The sequence below is a fragment of the Pseudomonas sp. Irchel 3A7 genome (assembly GCF_900187565.1).
Taxonomy (GTDB): domain Bacteria; phylum Pseudomonadota; class Gammaproteobacteria; order Pseudomonadales; family Pseudomonadaceae; genus Aquipseudomonas.
On record NZ_FYED01000020.1, the window covers coordinates 137,010 to 152,882 of the forward strand.

Annotated in this window: 14 protein-coding genes and 1 pseudogene; 13 read left to right on the forward strand and 2 right to left on the reverse strand. The window is 60.4% G+C overall.

What is annotated here, in order from left to right; genetic code table 11:
- Positions 1-267: 267 nt before the first annotated feature.
- On the reverse strand, positions 268-987 hold the full coding sequence (locus CKW21_RS28225; protein WP_095197136.1) for a tellurite resistance TerB family protein: 720 nt from the start codon (positions 985-987) through the stop codon (positions 268-270).
- 207 nt (positions 988-1,194) lie between these two features.
- On the opposite strand from CKW21_RS28225, the gene CKW21_RS28230 reads away from it, so the two are divergent.
- From CKW21_RS28230 to CKW21_RS28265, 8 genes and pseudogenes are all read left to right on the forward strand, one after another.
- Entirely contained in the window at positions 1,195-2,109 is a 915-nt protein-coding gene (locus tag CKW21_RS28230) for a LysR family transcriptional regulator (protein ID WP_020799666.1), read from the forward strand.
- A 102-nt stretch (positions 2,110-2,211) separates the two neighbouring features.
- On the forward strand, positions 2,212-3,699 hold the full coding sequence (locus CKW21_RS28235; protein WP_095197137.1) for a gamma-aminobutyraldehyde dehydrogenase: 1,488 nt from the start codon (positions 2,212-2,214) through the stop codon (positions 3,697-3,699).
- Between the two features lie 82 nt (positions 3,700-3,781).
- A complete protein-coding gene (gene ydcS / locus CKW21_RS28240) occupies positions 3,782-4,933 on the forward strand; it encodes a putative ABC transporter substrate-binding protein YdcS (RefSeq protein WP_095197138.1) in 1,152 nt (383 codons plus the stop codon).
- Positions 4,934-5,149: 216 nt separating this feature from the next.
- Positions 5,150-6,187, forward strand: coding sequence for an ABC transporter ATP-binding protein (locus CKW21_RS28245; protein ID WP_095197139.1), 1,038 nt, complete (start codon positions 5,150-5,152; stop codon positions 6,185-6,187).
- 1 nt (position 6,188) lies between these two features.
- Complete coding sequence (locus CKW21_RS28250) at positions 6,189-7,136, forward strand: ABC transporter permease (RefSeq protein ID WP_095197140.1); 948 nt, start codon at positions 6,189-6,191, stop codon at positions 7,134-7,136.
- Positions 7,126-7,935 (forward strand): ABC transporter permease, encoded by an 810-nt coding sequence (locus tag CKW21_RS28255; protein ID WP_095197141.1) that lies wholly within the window; start codon positions 7,126-7,128, stop codon positions 7,933-7,935. Before CKW21_RS28250 ends, CKW21_RS28255 begins: the two co-directional genes overlap by 11 nt.
- A gap of 148 nt (positions 7,936-8,083) precedes the next feature.
- The gene (locus CKW21_RS28260; RefSeq protein WP_095197142.1) at positions 8,084-9,508 is read left to right on the forward strand and encodes a gamma-aminobutyraldehyde dehydrogenase; all 1,425 of its coding nucleotides are present in this window, start codon (positions 8,084-8,086) and stop codon (positions 9,506-9,508) included.
- Between the two features lie 214 nt (positions 9,509-9,722).
- Positions 9,723-9,902 (forward strand): annotated as a pseudogene (locus CKW21_RS28265) (amino acid permease); the annotation flags it as partial.
- A 169-nt stretch (positions 9,903-10,071) separates the two neighbouring features.
- Here CKW21_RS28265 and CKW21_RS28275 read toward each other — a convergent pair.
- A complete protein-coding gene (locus CKW21_RS28275) occupies positions 10,072-10,257 on the reverse strand; it encodes a hypothetical protein (protein WP_090453315.1) in 186 nt (61 codons plus the stop codon).
- 414 nt (positions 10,258-10,671) lie between these two features.
- Between CKW21_RS28275 and CKW21_RS28280 the strand changes: the two genes are divergently transcribed.
- The 5 genes from CKW21_RS28280 to CKW21_RS28300 all read left to right on the forward strand — a co-directional run bounded on the left by CKW21_RS28280 (position 10,672) and on the right by CKW21_RS28300 (position 15,825).
- The gene (locus CKW21_RS28280) at positions 10,672-12,297 is read left to right on the forward strand and encodes a glucan biosynthesis protein D (protein ID WP_095197143.1); all 1,626 of its coding nucleotides are present in this window, start codon (positions 10,672-10,674) and stop codon (positions 12,295-12,297) included.
- Between the two features lie 276 nt (positions 12,298-12,573).
- On the forward strand, positions 12,574-13,488 hold the full coding sequence (locus tag CKW21_RS28285) for a glutamate/aspartate ABC transporter substrate-binding protein (RefSeq protein WP_095197163.1): 915 nt from the start codon (positions 12,574-12,576) through the stop codon (positions 13,486-13,488).
- Positions 13,489-13,676: 188 nt separating this feature from the next.
- Positions 13,677-14,423 (forward strand): amino acid ABC transporter permease, encoded by a 747-nt coding sequence (locus CKW21_RS28290; protein ID WP_095197144.1) that lies wholly within the window; start codon positions 13,677-13,679, stop codon positions 14,421-14,423.
- Positions 14,423-15,094: an amino acid ABC transporter permease gene (locus tag CKW21_RS28295; protein ID WP_095197145.1), complete on the forward strand. Its 672-nt coding sequence runs from the start codon at positions 14,423-14,425 to the stop codon at positions 15,092-15,094. The genes CKW21_RS28290 and CKW21_RS28295 overlap by 1 nt, the downstream gene beginning before the upstream one ends.
- Positions 15,091-15,825, forward strand: coding sequence for an amino acid ABC transporter ATP-binding protein (locus CKW21_RS28300; protein ID WP_095197146.1), 735 nt, complete (start codon positions 15,091-15,093; stop codon positions 15,823-15,825). The genes CKW21_RS28295 and CKW21_RS28300 overlap by 4 nt, the downstream gene beginning before the upstream one ends.
- Positions 15,826-15,873 lie beyond the last annotated feature (48 nt).

The window sequence follows — 15,873 nt, forward strand, 5'->3', positions numbered from 1 at the left end:
GGGGGAGTATAGCCGAGGGCGGTGTTTCATTTATAAGACGGGTGCGCACCACCTCTCATCCTGCCGGAAAAAGGCAGGATTGGCTCTGGAGGGGACTGTCCGCGGGAGGTGTGCCAGTGGTGATTTGGCAGAATGGGGCCGTGGTTCGGTCATGGAGGAGATGGCGTGGCGCAATACGCTTTCGCGAGCAGGCTCGCTCCCACAGTGGTCTTGTGCACATCAATCCATTGCAGGAGCGAGGCTTGCCCGCGAAGTCGGCCTGAAGGTTTACACCGCAGCCAGCCGTACCTGTTTCTCCAGCTCAGCCTTCAACCCCGGCTCCAGCTTGAGCTGACGCGCCAGTTCGTCGAGGTAGGATTTCTCCATGAAGCTCTCCTCGTCCACCAGCATCACGCTGGCGATGTACATCTCGGCGGCCATTTCCGGGGTGCGGGCGGCGCGGGCGACATCGCTGGGGTCCAGTGGTTTGTTGAGTTCGGCGTGCAGCCAGTTGTGCAGCTCCTGATCGTTGTCGAGTTTGGTGAACTCACCCTCGATCAGCTCGCGCTCACGTTCGTCGATGTGACCGTCAGCCTTGGCCGCGGCCACCAGGGCTTTGAGAATCGCCTGGCTGTGCTGCTCGACTTGCGCAGCGGGCAAGCGGTCGAGCGTCTGCGGCTCTGCCTTCGATGCGCCGCCCTGCTGGGCCTGCCAGTTTCCATAGGCTTTGTAGGCCAGCACGCCCAATGCGGCGAGGCCGCCATAGACCGCGACTTTGCCGCCCACTTTTCGCGCTTTCTTGCTGCCCAGCAGCAACCCCATGGCACCGGCCGCCAGTGCACCGCCGCCGGCGCCCGACAGCAAACTGCCAAGCCCGCCCGAACCGCCGTTACCACCAAGCAACCCGCCCAACCCACCAGACGCCTTGTTCTGCGCCCCACCGGCCTTGTTCTGCAACATGTCCTGGCCCGACTTGAGCAGCTGATCGAGCAATCCACGGGTGTTCATTTTCTGCCTCCACTAAAAGGTTTTACCGAACCTTGAGGCCACCAGCCTAGTTCGAAAGTGCCCAAAGTCTGCCCACGAGAGTGCTTCCAGATGTTGCTCCGCCCGTTTTTCAACTTGCCGCGTGAGACGTGCGGCTTGCAGCTGCTTTCAGAAATTTAGATATACACTCGAATAAATCGAAAAAACCGCCCACCGGGTACGCTCTCCATGATGACCTTGCGTCAGATCCGTCATTTCATTGCCGTGGCCGAGACCGGCTCGATCTCCGCCGCTGCGCAAACCGCTTTTATTTCCCAGTCCACCCTGACCCTGGCGATCCAGCAGCTGGAGCAGGAAATCGGCGTCGGCCTGTTCAACCGACACGCCAAGGGCATGACCCTGACCCACCAGGGTCATCAGTTCCTGCGCCAGGCACACCTGATACTCGCCACGGTCGACAACGCCAAACGCAGCCTGCAACAGAGCACTGACCAGGTCGCCGGGCAGTTGATCGTCGGGGTGACCAGCCTGGTGGCCGGTTATTACCTGGCGGATTTGCTCACCCGTTTCCAGCGCGCCTACCCCAACGTCGAAATCCGCGTGATGGAGGACGAACGCCCTTACATCGAGCATTTGCTGGTCAGCGGCGAGATCGATGTCGGCGTACTGATTCTTTCCAATCTCGAAGACCGCCACGCCTTGCAGACCGAGGTGTTGACCCATTCACCCCACCGACTCTGGTTGCCGGCCCAGCATCCATTGCTGGAACACGACAGCATCAACCTCGCCGACGTGGCCCGCGAGCCGTTGATCCAGCTGAACGTCGATGAAATGGATCGCAACGCCCAGCGCATGTGGACGGCCGCCTCGCTGCAGCCTCGCATCACCTTGCGTACCGCCTCGACCGAGGCAGTGCGAAGCCTGGTGGCCGCCGGGCTGGGGGTGTCGATCCAGCCGGACATGACCTACCGCCCTTGGTCACTGGAGGGCGACATCATTGAAGCGCGGCCCATTGCCGACCTGAGCCAGACCCTCGACGTCGGCCTGGCCTGGCGTCGCGGCACCGCCCGCCCAGCGTTGGTGGACCCCTTCCTGACGGTTGCCCGCGAGCAGCCCCACGGCGGACGCAAGCCATCTATTTAATCGAACGGCACCTTCAGTATTTAGTATTTGTCGACCTCGGGTCCGCGCACTAGTCTTGATCCATCTATATAAGACGGTCGGGCCCCAGTCACAGGGAGCAGCATGGCCACACAAGAAAAGAGAACCCGAAAAATGGCTGGCGCGCAGACCCCGTTGTTCACCGCGTTGTTGATCGATGGCGAATTGGTCGCGGGCCAGGGTTTTGTCGAACCGATCCTCAATCCGGCTACCGGCGAAATCCTGACGCAGATCGCTGAAGCCAGCACCGAACAGGTCGAGGCCGCCATCCTGGCCGCTCACCGCGCCTTCGCCAGTTGGTCGCGCACCACACCGCAGCAGCGCTCGAACCTGCTGCTGGGCATCGCCGATGCCATCGAAAAAAACGCCGATTTGCTCGCCCGCCTCGAAGCCCTGAACTGCGGCAAGCCGTTACACCTGGCCCGTCAGGACGATTTGAGCGCCACCGTCGACGTATTCCGCTTCTTCGCCGGTGCCGTGCGTTGCCAGACCGGCCAGCTCAGCGGTGAATACCTGCCGGGGTACACCAGCATGGTGCGCCGCGATCCGATTGGCGTGGTGGCGTCGATTGCGCCATGGAACTACCCGATCATGATGGCCGCGTGGAAAATCGCCCCGGCCCTGGCCGCCGGCAACACTTTAGTGTTCAAGCCATCGGAGCACACCCCCCTGTCGATCCTGGCCCTCGCCCCGGTGCTGGCCGAGATCCTGCCACGCGGTGTGATCAACATTATCTGCGGTGGCGGCGAAGGGGTTGGCAGCCACTTGGTCAGCCATCCCAAGGTGCGCATGGTGTCGCTGACCGGCGATATCGTCACCGGCCAGAAAATCCTTCAGGCCGCAGCCAAAACCCTCAAGCGCACTCACCTTGAACTGGGCGGCAAAGCCCCGGTGATCGTCTGCAACGACGCCGACATTCAGGCCGTGGTCGACGGCGTGCGTACCTATGGCTACTACAACGCTGGCCAGGACTGCACGGCGGCGTGCCGGATTTATGCACAGGCCGGGATTCACGACCGCCTGGTGGCCGAACTCGGCGCGGCGGTCAGCAGCCTGCGTTTCGCCGGCAAGCGCGATGCCGACAATGAAATCGGCCCGCTGATCAGCACCCGCCAACGCGACCGCGTGGCCAGCTTCGTCGAACGTGCCCTCGGCCAGCCGCACATCGAACGGGTAACCGGCGCAGCGGTGCATTCCGGCGCCGGTTTCTATTACCAGCCGACCTTGCTGGCCGGCTGCAAGCAGGGCGACGAAATCGTCCAGCGCGAAGTGTTCGGGCCGGTGGTGACCGTGACCCGTTTCGATGAACTGGAACAAGCAGTGGACTGGGCCAACGATTCGGAATACGGCCTGGCGTCCTCGGTCTGGACCCAGAACCTCGACAAGGCGATGCAAGTCGCCGCGCGCTTGCAGTACGGCTGCACCTGGATCAACAGCCATTTCATGCTGGTCAGTGAAATGCCCCACGGTGGGCTCAAGCGTTCGGGCTACGGCAAAGACCTGTCCAGCGACTCACTCCAGGACTACAGCGTGGTGCGGCACATCATGGCGCGCCACGGACAACATCTCTGACTACGCTAATAACAAGCCGCCAACGGCATGCTTCACCACGTTCACAACTGCCCCGACCATAATTAAAGAAGAGGGAAATTCCATGTTCGTGCACAAGACCGCACTGCTCAGTGCAATCACCACCGCGCTGCTGGCGAGCGCCACCCTCCAGGCCGCCGAGCCGCTCAAGGCTGTCGGCGCCGGCGAAGGTCAGCTGGATATCGTGGCATGGCCCGGTTACATCGAACGTGGCGAAAGCGACAAGGCCTACGACTGGGTGACCGGTTTCGAGAAGGAAACCGGCTGCAAGGTCAATGTGAAAACCGCTGCCACATCCGATGAGATGGTCAGCCTGATGGCCAAGGGGGGCTACGACCTGGTGACGGCGTCCGGCGACGCGTCCCTGCGCCTGATCGTCGGCAAGCGTGTGCAGCCGATCAACACCGCGTTGATCCCGAACTGGAAGAACCTCGACCCGCGTCTCAAGGACGGCCCTTGGTACGTCGTCAATAAACAAACCTACGGCACTCCGTATCAGTGGGGGCCGAACGTGCTGATGTACAACACCAACGTATTCAAGACAGCGCCGGACAGCTGGAGTGTGGTGTTCGAAGAGCAAACCTTTCCGGACGGCAAGTCCAACAAGGGTCGGGTTCAGGCTTACGACGGCCCGATCTACATCGCCGATGCGGCGCTGTACCTCAAGGCAAAACAGCCGGAACTGGGCATCAAGGACCCGTACGAACTCAATGAAGCGCAGTACAAAGCGGCGCTGGACCTGCTTCGCAAGCAACAGCCTTTGATCCACCGCTACTGGCATGACGCGACCGTACAGATGAGTGACGTCAAGAACGAAGGCGTGGCAGCGTCCAGTACGTGGGGCTACATGGTCAACGGCCTGGTGGCTGACAAACAGCCGGTGGCCTCGGTCATTCCAAAAGAAGGTGCAACAGGCTGGGCCGACACCACGATGCTGCACGTCGACGCCAAGCACCCCAACTGCGCCTACAAGTGGATGGACTGGTCGCTGCAACCGAAAGTCCAGGGTGATCTGGCTGCGTGGTTCGGCTCGTTGCCAGCAGTACCGGCGGCGTGCAAGGAAAGCGAGTTGCTGGGCGCCGAGGGCTGCAAGAACAACGGTTTCGACAACTTCGACAAGATCGCCTTCTGGAAAACCCCACAAGCTGAAGGCGGCAAATTCGTGCCCTACAGCCGCTGGACCCAGGACTACATCGCGATCATGGGCGGTCGCTAATCCGACCGCCCCTTGTGGGAGCGAGCCTGCTCGCGAAGAGGGCATCACAGTCAAATCAACTGCTGACTGATTCACCGCCTTCGCGAGCAGGCTCGCTCCCACATTGGATCACCGCCGTGCCGCTACTGCGCGCGGCCAACAGATAAAAGATGTCGTTTTTTCAGAAGTCCAGGCAGGGCCGCTGCGACGGCTCTCGCCTTTTCGGAGCACCGCACCATGACGCTTGCAGTCCAGTTCACCAACGTTTCCCGTCAGTTCGGCGAAGTGAAAGCCGTTGACCGGGTTTCCATCGACATTCAGGACGGCGAGTTTTTCTCCATGCTGGGGCCTTCCGGCTCGGGCAAAACCACTTGTCTGCGCCTGATCGCCGGTTTCGAACAACCGAGCGCGGGCTCGATCCGGATTCATGGCGAGGAAGCCGCCGGGCTACCGCCGTATCAGCGTGACGTGAACACCGTATTCCAGGATTACGCGCTGTTCCCGCACATGAACGTTCGCGACAACGTCGCCTACGGTTTGAAAGTCAAAGGCGTCGGCAAAGCCGAACGCTTGAAACGCGCCGAAGAAGCCCTCGACATGGTCGCCCTCGGTGGCTACGGCGAGCGCAAACCGGTGCAGCTCTCCGGTGGCCAGCGCCAGCGCGTGGCCCTGGCCCGTGCGCTGGTCAATCGGCCACGGGTGCTGCTGCTCGACGAACCCCTCGGTGCGCTGGACCTGAAGCTGCGCGAGCAGATGCAAGGCGAACTCAAGAAGCTGCAACGCCAACTCGGCATCACCTTCATTTTCGTCACTCACGACCAGACCGAAGCACTGTCGATGTCCGACCGCGTCGCCGTGTTCAACAAGGGCCGCATCGAACAGGTCGATTCGCCACGCAACCTGTACATGAAACCTTCGACTACCTTCGTCGCCGAGTTCGTCGGCACCTCCAACGTGATTCGCGGCGACCTGGCGAAGCAGTTGAGCGGTAATCCACAACCGTTTTCGATTCGCCCCGAACACGTGCGTTTCGCCGAAGGCCCACTGGCCAGCCATGAAATTGAAGTCAGCGGTCTGCTGCACGACATTCAGTACCAGGGCAGCGCCACCCGCTATGAACTGAAGCTGGAAAACGGCCAGACCCTGAACATCAGCCAGGCCAACAATCAGTGGCTGGATGTCAGCGCCCAGCACCAGACCGGGCAACGCCTCAGCGCACGGTGGGCCCGTGAAGCCATGGTCCCGCTGTTCGACACCGTTGCAGGCGGGGTGTGACATGAGCACCCTGGCCATCTCGCAAACCCCGTCCGGCGGCTCGCCGCTACGCAGGTTTTCCAACCTGCTCTACCGCCGGCCGAACCTTTACCTGTCGATGCTGTTGGTGCCACCGCTGTTGTGGTTCGGCGCCATCTACCTGGGCTCGTTACTGACGTTGCTGTGGCAAGGTTTCTACACCTTCGACGACTTCACCATGGCGGTTACACCTGACCTGACCCTGGCGAACTTCGCCGCGCTGTTCCAGCCATCGAACTTCGACATCATCCTGCGCACCCTGAGCATGGCTATCGTAGTGTCCATCGCCAGCGCCATTGTCGCGTTCCCGATTGCCTATTACATGGCGCGCTACACCACCGGCAAGACCAAAGCGTTTTTCTACATCGCGGTGATGATGCCGATGTGGGCCAGTTACATCGTCAAGGCCTATGCCTGGACCCTGCTGCTGGCCAAGGGTGGTGTGGCACAGTGGTTCGTGCAGAACCTGGGGCTGGAACCGTTGTTGCAGTTCGTGCTGGGCATTCCCGGTGTCGGCGGCAGCACCTTGTCGACCTCGCACCTGGGGCGCTTCATGGTGTTCGTCTACATCTGGCTGCCGTTCATGATCCTGCCGATCCAGGCTTCGCTGGAACGCCTGCCGCCTTCGCTGCTGCAAGCCTCGGCAGACCTGGGCGCCAAGCCGCGCCAGACCTTCATGCAGGTGATTCTGCCGCTGTCGATTCCCGGCATTGCCGCCGGTTCCATCTTCACGTTTTCGCTGACCCTCGGCGATTTCATCGTGCCGCAACTGGTGGGCCCACCGGGGTACTTCGTGGGCAGCATGGTGTATGCCCAGCAAGGTGCGATTGGCAACATGCCGATGGCCGCCGCCTTCACCCTGGTGCCGATCGTGCTGATCGCCATCTACCTGTCCATCGTCAAACGACTGGGGGCCTTCGATGCACTCTGAGAAAGCTTCACTCGGCCTGAAAATCGCAGCCTGGGGCGGGCTGGTGTTCCTGCACTTCCCGATCCTGATCATCTTCCTGTACGCCTTCAACACCGAAGACGCGGCGTTCAGCTTTCCGCCCAAGGGCTTCACCCTGAAGTGGATCGGCGTGGCGTTCTCGCGACCGGACGTGCTGGAAGCCATCAAGCTGTCGCTGCAGATTGCCGCCGTCGCGACCTTGATTGCATTGGTCCTGGGCACCCTGGCTTCAGCGGCGCTGTATCGCCGGGACTTCTTCGGCAAGCAAGGGATCTCGCTGATGCTGATCCTGCCGATCGCCCTGCCGGGGATCATCACCGGGATCGCGCTGCTGGCAACCTTCAAGACGCTGGGCATCGAGCCTGGGATGTTCACCATCATCGTCGGCCACGCGACCTTCTGCGTGGTGATCGTCTACAACAACGTCATCGCCCGCTTGCGTCGCACCTCCCACAGCCTGATCGAGGCCTCGATGGACCTCGGCGCCGACGGTTGGCAGACCTTCCGCTACATCATCCTGCCCAACCTCGGCTCGGCGTTGCTGGCCGGCGGCATGCTCGCGTTCGCGCTGTCGTTCGACGAAATCATCGTCACCACCTTCACCGCCGGCCATGAACGTACGTTGCCGCTGTGGCTGCTCAACCAGCTCAGCCGCCCTCGGGACGTGCCGGTGACCAACGTCGTCGCGATGCTGGTGATGATCGTGACCATGCTGCCGATTCTCGGTGCCTATTACCTGACCCGTGGCGGGGAGAGCGTGGCGGGGAGTGGCGGGAAATAAATCAGAAACAGACAGCGAATATCCCCTGTGGGAGCGAGCCTGCTCGCGAAAGCGGTATGACATTCAACACAGATGTCGACTGCCAGGCCGCCTTCGCGAGCAGGCTCGCTCCCACAAAAACAAGAACTGCTTCGAAGAGGACAATGCCATGCAAACCCAACTCTTGATCAACGGCCAACTGGTCAACGGCGAAGGCCCCGCCCAACCGGTGTTCAACCCGGCACTGGGCCGCGTGCTGGTAGAAATCAACGAAGCCAGCGAATCCCAGGTCGACGCCGCCGTGCGCGCCGCCGATGCCGCGTTCGCCAACTGGTCGCACACGCCGCCGAAAGAACGTTCGCTGCTGCTGCTCAAACTCGCCGACGTCATCGAAGCCCACGGCGAAGAGCTGGCCAAACTGGAATCTGACAACTGCGGCAAGCCCTACAGTGCCGCGCTGAACGACGAGATCCCGGCGATTGCCGACGTGTTCCGCTTCTTCGCCGGCGCCAGCCGCTGCATGAGCGGTTCGGCCGGTGGTGAATACCTGCCCGGCCACACCTCGATGATCCGTCGCGACCCGGTGGGCGTGATCGCCTCCATCGCGCCATGGAACTACCCGCTGATGATGGTCGCCTGGAAAATCGCCCCTGCCCTCGCCGCCGGTAATACCGTGGTACTCAAGCCGTCGGAACAGACCCCGCTGACGGCGTTGCGTCTGGCCGAACTGGCGTCGGAGATTTTCCCGGCCGGAGTGCTCAACCTGGTGTTCGGCCGTGGTCCTACCGTGGGTAGCCCACTGGTCACTCACCCGAAAGTGCGCATGGTGTCGTTGACCGGCTCGATCGCCACCGGTTCGAACATCATTTCCAGCACCGCCGACAGCGTCAAACGCATGCACATGGAACTGGGTGGCAAGGCTCCGGTGATCATCTTCGACGACGCTGACATCGACGCCGCCGTGGAAGGCATCCGTACCTTCGGTTTCTACAATGCCGGCCAGGACTGCACCGCTGCCTGCCGGATTTATGCGCAGGAAGGCATCTACGAGAAATTCGTCGAGAAGCTCGGCGCCGCGGTCAGCCGCATCAAGTACGGCTTGCAGGATGACCCGGCCACCGAACTGGGCCCGCTGATCACCGCGCAACACCGCGACCGCGTGGCCGGTTTCGTCGAGCGTGCCATAGCCCAGCCGCACATCCGCCTGATCACTGGCGGCAAAACGGTGGATGGCAACGGCTTCTTCTTCGAGCCGACGGTGCTGGCCGACGCTCAGCAGGATGACGAAATCGTCCGCCGCGAAGTGTTCGGGCCGGTGGTGTCGGTGACCAGGTTCACCGATGAAGCCCAGGTGCTGGGTTGGGCCAACGACTCCGACTACGGCCTGGCGTCCTCGGTGTGGACCGCCGACGTCGGCCGCGCCCATCGCCTGTCGGCGCGGCTGCAGTACGGCTGCACCTGGGTCAACACCCACTTCATGCTCGTCAGCGAAATGCCCCATGGCGGTCAGAAACTGTCCGGCTACGGGAAGGACATGTCGATGTATGGCTTGGAGGATTACACCGTTGTGCGGCATGTGATGTTCAAGCACTAAAAAAAGCATCGCTGGCAAGCCAGCTCCCACAAGGGTCACCACTGAACCTGTGGGAGCTGGCTTGCCAGCGATTGCGTCACCTCGGTTTCAAGGTCGACCGGGATTACGCACCACCAGGTTTCAAACACAACAATAACCACCGATCCGGGCCGCGCCCCAAGGCCCCGCCACGGCATCGGCCATCCGAAATCTGCCGATTTTCCGGCGCAAACACATGAGTTCATCATCCGATCTCACTGCAGTCGTTGCCGACAGCGATGCCGAGCAACTACGCAAACTGGGCTACACCTCCAACTTCAATCGCAGCATGAGCCTGTGGGAAAACTTCGCCCTGGGCTTCACGTATCTCTCGCCGGTCGTAGGGGTTTTTACCCTCTTCGGCCTGTGCCTCGCCTTTCCCAATCGTTGGTGCTTGTAGCTGACCGGACAAATCGAGCGGATAAAAAAGGGAACCTGTAGGAGCGAGCTTGCTCGCGATGGATTCAAGAGCGCCGCGTACAACCAGTAAGCACGCGTAATCGTTCACGACCATCGCGAGCAAGCTCGCTCCTACAGAGGCCCACTCAAAACCTTGAAACACTCCTCATCGCATCCACCAGATACCGCATCGCAATCCGGTCGCTCTCCGACAGTTCGCGATAACGTTCCACCAGTTTCATTTCCTCGGAGTTCAGTCGACGTCTTCGCCGGCCAGTGGATAGGCACGGAAAGATTCCCAATATTTCGGTGATGCCTTGTACTTTCGACATGGACGATGTCCTTCTCTACGTCAAAGAAAACTTCAGAAACCGCATCGCCCTATTCTTTTTTCAGCAGCTCCTTGTGCCAACTGAACTGCACCGGCCCGAAGGGCATAAACCGGTCATGAGCACAGAATAGAAATATTCCGGGCGCTGAAAAGCGGTTTTTAGAGTAATTAATCGAAAAAAGCAGAAATGCCCTGCAAATCAGAAGTCGCTGTCGGAATTGTTTCCCGACATGTCTTGTTTCACTCATGCGCTAGCGCCGTGCCATCAATCAATTTTGATCTGCCATCGAACGGTTTAAGCTATCCGACATCTGTTTAAAGTCCGATGCGTTTGGCCGAAGGCATGTCCGAACCGTTATTTCTGATCCAGCACGTGCCAGGAACGGCGCGGGATTGTTCACGACAGGTTGAATTTATGCACCGCAGGAATTTGCTCAAAGCCTCCATGGCCATTGCGGCTTACACCGGTTTGTCCGCCACCGGCCTGCTCGCCGCCCGCGCCTGGGCCGCCACCGGGGCCGCCGATGGCGAAGCCCGGTCGTTCGACTTCGAAGCCTTGAAGATCCAGGCCAAGCAGCTCGCCAGCAATCGCTACCAGGACACCAAGCAGGTATTGCCACCGACCCTGGCGACCATGACCCCGCAGAACTTCAACGCGATCCGCTACGACGGCGCCCATTCGCTGTGGAAAGAAAACAAGGGGCAGCTGGATGTGCAGTTTTTCCACGTCGGCATGGGCTTCAAGCAGCCGGTGCGCATGTACAGCGTCGATCCCAAGACCCGCATGGCCCGCGAGGTGCATTTCCGCCCGTCGCTGTTCAACTATGAAAACACCACGGTCGACACCAAGCAGCTCACCGGCGACCTGGGGTTTTCCGGTTTCAAACTGTTCAAGGCCCCGGAACTGGACAAGCACGACGTGGTGTCTTTCCTCGGCGCCAGCTACTTCCGCGCAGTGGATGCCACCGGCCAGTACGGCTTGTCGGCCCGCGGTCTGGCGATCGACACCTACGCCAAGAAGCGCGAAGAATTCCCCGACTTCACCAAGTTCTGGTTCGAAACCCCGGACAAGGACAGCACCCGCTTCGTGGTCTACGCCCTGCTCGACTCGCCAAGTGCCACCGGTGCCTACCGTTTTGACATCGATTGCCAGGCCGAGCGCGTGGTGATGGAGGTGGACGCACACGTCAACGCCCGCACCGCCATCGATCAACTGGGCATTGCACCGATGACCAGCATGTTCAGCTGCGGCACCCACGAACGGCGGATGTGCGACACCATTCACCCGCAGATCCACGACTCCGATCGCCTGGCGATGTGGCGCGGCAATGGCGAGTGGATCTGCCGTCCGCTGAACAACCCGGCCAAACTGCAGTTCAACGCCTTCGCCGACAAGGACCCGAAAGGTTTCGGCCTGGTGCAGACCGACCACGAGTTCGCCAGTTATCAGGACACCGTCGACTGGTACAGCCGGCGCCCAAGCCTGTGGGTCGAACCTACGACGGCGTGGGGCGAAGGCTCGGTCGATCTGCTGGAGATCCCTACCACCGGCGAAACCATGGACAACATCGTCGCCTTCTGGACGCCGAAGAAACCGGTGGCGGCCGGCGATTCGCTGAACTACGGCTACAAGCTGTACTGGAGCGCACTGCCACCGGTCGGCACGCCGCTGGCGCGAGTCCACGCGACCCGCTCCGGGATGGGCGGCTTCACCGAAGGCTGGGCGCCGGGCGAACATTACCCGCCAGTCTGGGCTCGCCGGTTTGCCGTGGACTTTTCAGGCGGAGGCCTGGATCGCTTGCCCGAGGGTGCCGGCATTGAACCGGTGGTCACCTGTTCGAACGGAGAGGTCAAGGATTTCAGCGTGCTGGTGCTCGATGACATCAAGGGCTATCGCATCCTGTTCGACTGGTACCCGACCAATGACAGCGTAGAACCCGTCGAACTGCGCCTGTTCATCCGCACCAACGACCGCACGCTCAGTGAAACCTGGTTGTACCAGTATTTCCCGCCGGCTCCGGACAAGCGCAAATACCCCTGATCCAGGGTTGCGCCCATTCAGCATTCGGTTTTCCGAACGCGACCTGTCGGTCGGTTCGGTTAACCGGATCATTCAGCGTTAAAAACCCCGCCACAAATAATTAATTTCCTTATAAATCAATTAGTTGATTCATTCATCCTGGCCTGGCACGGGTCATGCTCTACACTTCTTCGATGAATGCCTGTTGTGCCAACACTTCAGGAGCCATCAGGCATTCGCAGCACAAAAGGGCCGATGAACTGGCTCCATAAAAAAAACAATGTCGAGGAAAATTTGATGCGCATCGTTCCCCATATCCTGGGCGCAGCCATTGCTGCCGCTCTGATCAGCACGCCAGTTTTCGCCGCCGAACTCACCGGCACCCTGAAGAAAATCAAAGAGTCCGGTGTTATCACCCTCGGGCATCGTGACGCTTCCATTCCTTTCTCCTACATCGCGGACGCTTCCGGCAAGCCGGTCGGCTACTCCCACGACATCCAGCTGAAAGTCGTCGAAGCCCTGAAAAAAGACCTGGACATGCCGAACCTGCAGGTCAAGTACAACCTGGTCACCTCGCAAACCCGTATCCCGCTGGTGCAGAACGGCACCGTGGACCTGGAGTGCGGCTCCACCACCAACAACGTCGAGCGTCAGCAGCAAGTTGACTTCTCCGTCGGCATCTTCGAAATCGGTACCCGCCTGCTGTCCAAAGCAGATTCCAAGTACAAGGATTTCCCGGATCTGGCCGGCAAGAACGTCGTGACCACCGCCGGCACCACCTCCGAGCGCATCCTCAAGGCGATGAACGCCGACAAGCAGATGGGCATGAACGTCATCTCCGCCAAAGACCACGGCGAGTCCTTCCAGATGCTGGAAACCGGCCGTGCCGTTGCGTTCATGATGGACGACGCCCTGTTGGCCGGTGAAGCCGCCAAGGCCAAGAAGGCAAGTGACTGGGCCGTGACCGGTACTCCACAGTCCTACGAAATCTACGGCTGCATGGTGCGTAAAGGCGACGAGCCGTTCAAAAAGGCTGTAGACGACGCCATCAAGGCGACCTACGCATCGGGCGAGATCAACAAGATCTACGAAAAATGGTTCATGCAGCCAATTCCGCCGAAGAACCTGAACCTGAACTTCCCGATGAGCGACGAGCTCAAGGCCCTGATCGCCAATCCGACCGATAAAGCGGCTGACGACAAGAAATCCTGATTTCTGACTAACCTTATCTCCCAAGAGGGCCTGTGCCCTCTTGGGAGGTTGTCACTCCCTGCTGGCATTTTTGGAAACACTCGGACCGGTGGCTGTCGAGCCGATCGTGTGTGCCTGCCCTTCAAGAGCAGGCGGGAACGGAGCTTCCCCCAAGCGGGTACATCGATTGATCTCAAGGGGAGACCCTAATGAATTACAACTGGGACTGGGGCGTGTTCTTCAAGTCCACCGGCGTGGGCAGCGAGACTTATCTCGACTGGTTCATCTCCGGGCTGGGCTGGACCATCGGCATCGCCATCGCGGCCTGGATCATCGCCCTGATACTGGGTTCGGTCCTGGGTGTCATGCGCACCGTGCCGAACCGCATCGTATCGGGCATCGCCACCTGCTACGTCGAACTCTTCCGTAACGTGCCGCTGCTGGTTCAGCTGTTCATCTGGTACTTCCTGGTGCCCGACCTGCTGCCGCCGGATTTGCAAGAGTGGTACAAGCAGGACCTGAACCCGACCACCTCGGCCTTCCTCAGCGTCGTCGTGTGCCTGGGCCTGTTCACCGCAGCCCGCGTTTGTGAGCAAGTGCGCACCGGCATCCAGGCGCTGCCAAAAGGCCAGGAATCCGCCGCCCGCGCCATGGGCTTCAAACTGCCGCAGATCTACTGGAACGTGCTGCTGCCCCAGGCTTACCGGATCATCATTCCGCCGCTTACCTCGGAGTTTCTCAACGTCTTCAAGAACTCGTCCGTGGCTTCGCTGATCGGCCTGATGGAGCTGCTAGCGCAGACCAAACAGACCGCGGAGTTCTCGGCCAACCTGTTCGAAGCGTTCACCCTGGCCACGCTGATCTACTTCACCCTGAACATGAGCCTGATGCTGCTGATGCGCATGGTCGAGAAGAAAGTCGCCGTACCGGGCCTGATTTCCGTAGGGGGTAAATGATGGAATTCGATTTCTCGGGCATCATCCCGTCCCTGCCGGGCTTGTGGAACGGCATGATCATGACCCTCAAGCTGATGGCCCTGGGCGTGGTCGGCGGGATCATTCTCGGCACCCTCCTGGCCCTGATGCGCCTGTCCCACAACAAACTGCTGTCGAACATCGCCGGCGCCTACGTCAACTATTTCCGTTCGATTCCGTTGCTGCTGGTCATCACCTGGTTTTACCTGGCGGTGCCGTTCGTGCTGCGCTGGATCACCGGCGAAGACACCCCGATCGGCGCATTTGCCTCCTGCATCGTGGCCTTCATGATGTTCGAAGCGGCGTACTTCTGCGAAATCGTCCGCGCTGGCGTGCAGTCGATTCCCAAGGGGCAGATGGGTGCCGCCCAGGCGCTGGGCATGAACTATGGCCAGATGATGCGCCTGATCATCCTGCCGCAAGCGTTCCGCAAGATGACCCCGCTGTTGCTGCAACAGAGCATCATCCTGTTTCAGGACACCTCGCTGGTCTACGCCGTCGGCCTGGTGGACTTCCTCAATGCTTCGCGCGCCAGTGGCGACATCATTGGCCGCTCCAATGAGTTCCTGATCTTCGCAGGTCTCGTGTACTTCATCATCAGCTTTGCCGCCTCGCAGCTGGTCAAGCGTCTGCAAAAAAGGTTCGCCGTATGATCTCTATCAAAAACATCAACAAGTGGTATGGGGACTTCCAGGTGCTGACTGATTGCAGCACCGAGGTCAAAAAAGGCGAAGTGATCGTGGTGTGCGGGCCGTCCGGTTCCGGCAAATCGACCCTGATCAAATGCGTCAACGCTCTGGAACCGTTCCAGAAAGGCGACATCGTGGTCGATGGCACCTCCATTGCCGACCCGAAGACCAACCTGCCGAAGCTGCGCTCGCGCGTGGGCATGGTGTTCCAGCATTTCGAACTGTTCCCGCACCTGACCATCACCGAAAACCTGACCATCGCGCAGATCAAGGTGCTGGGCCGCAGCAAGGAAGAAGCCACCAAGAAAGGCCTGCAACTGCTGGAACGTGTCGGCCTCTCGGCTCACGCCCACAAGCACCCGGGCCAACTGTCCGGTGGCCAGCAGCAGCGTGTGGCGATTGCCCGTGCGCTGGCGATGGACCCGATTGTCATGCTGTTCGACGAACCGACCTCGGCACTGGACCCGGAAATGGTCAACGAAGTGCTGGACGTGATGGTGCAACTGGCCCACGAAGGCATGACCATGATGTGCGTGACCCACGAAATGGGCTTCGCCCGTAAAGTGGCCGACCGCGTGATCTTCATGGACCAGGGCAAAATCATCGAAGACTGCAAGAAAGAGGAGTTCTTCGGCGACATCAGCCACCGCGCCGAGCGTACGCAGCACTTCCTCAACAAGATTCTGCAGCACTAATACGGTACTGACTTGCCCTTGTGGCGAGGGAGCTTGCTCCCGCTGGGT

Excerpts from the sequence above, each read along its gene's own strand:
- CKW21_RS28225 (WP_095197136.1), bottom strand. The coding sequence starts at position 987 with ATGAACACCCGTGGATTGCTCGATCAGCTGCTCAAGTCGGGCCAGGAC.
- CKW21_RS28275 (WP_090453315.1), bottom strand. The coding sequence starts at position 10,257 with ATGTCGAAAGTACAAGGCATCACCGAAATATTGGGAATCTTTCCGTGC.
- CKW21_RS28250 (WP_095197140.1), top strand. The coding sequence starts at position 6,189 with ATGAGCACCCTGGCCATCTCGCAAACCCCGTCCGGCGGCTCGCCGCTA.
- ydcS (WP_095197138.1), top strand. The coding sequence starts at position 3,782 with ATGTTCGTGCACAAGACCGCACTGCTCAGTGCAATCACCACCGCGCTG.
- CKW21_RS28280 (WP_095197143.1), top strand. The coding sequence starts at position 10,672 with ATGCACCGCAGGAATTTGCTCAAAGCCTCCATGGCCATTGCGGCTTAC.
- CKW21_RS28255 (WP_095197141.1), top strand. The coding sequence starts at position 7,126 with ATGCACTCTGAGAAAGCTTCACTCGGCCTGAAAATCGCAGCCTGGGGC.
- CKW21_RS28300 (WP_095197146.1), top strand. The coding sequence starts at position 15,091 with ATGATCTCTATCAAAAACATCAACAAGTGGTATGGGGACTTCCAGGTG.
- CKW21_RS28235 (WP_095197137.1), top strand. The coding sequence starts at position 2,212 with ATGGCCACACAAGAAAAGAGAACCCGAAAAATGGCTGGCGCGCAGACC.
- CKW21_RS28260 (WP_095197142.1), top strand. The coding sequence starts at position 8,084 with ATGCAAACCCAACTCTTGATCAACGGCCAACTGGTCAACGGCGAAGGC.
- CKW21_RS28290 (WP_095197144.1), top strand. The coding sequence starts at position 13,677 with ATGAATTACAACTGGGACTGGGGCGTGTTCTTCAAGTCCACCGGCGTG.
- CKW21_RS28285 (WP_095197163.1), top strand. The coding sequence starts at position 12,574 with ATGCGCATCGTTCCCCATATCCTGGGCGCAGCCATTGCTGCCGCTCTG.
- CKW21_RS28230 (WP_020799666.1), top strand. The coding sequence starts at position 1,195 with ATGATGACCTTGCGTCAGATCCGTCATTTCATTGCCGTGGCCGAGACC.
- CKW21_RS28295 (WP_095197145.1), top strand. The coding sequence starts at position 14,423 with ATGGAATTCGATTTCTCGGGCATCATCCCGTCCCTGCCGGGCTTGTGG.
- CKW21_RS28245 (WP_095197139.1), top strand. The coding sequence starts at position 5,150 with ATGACGCTTGCAGTCCAGTTCACCAACGTTTCCCGTCAGTTCGGCGAA.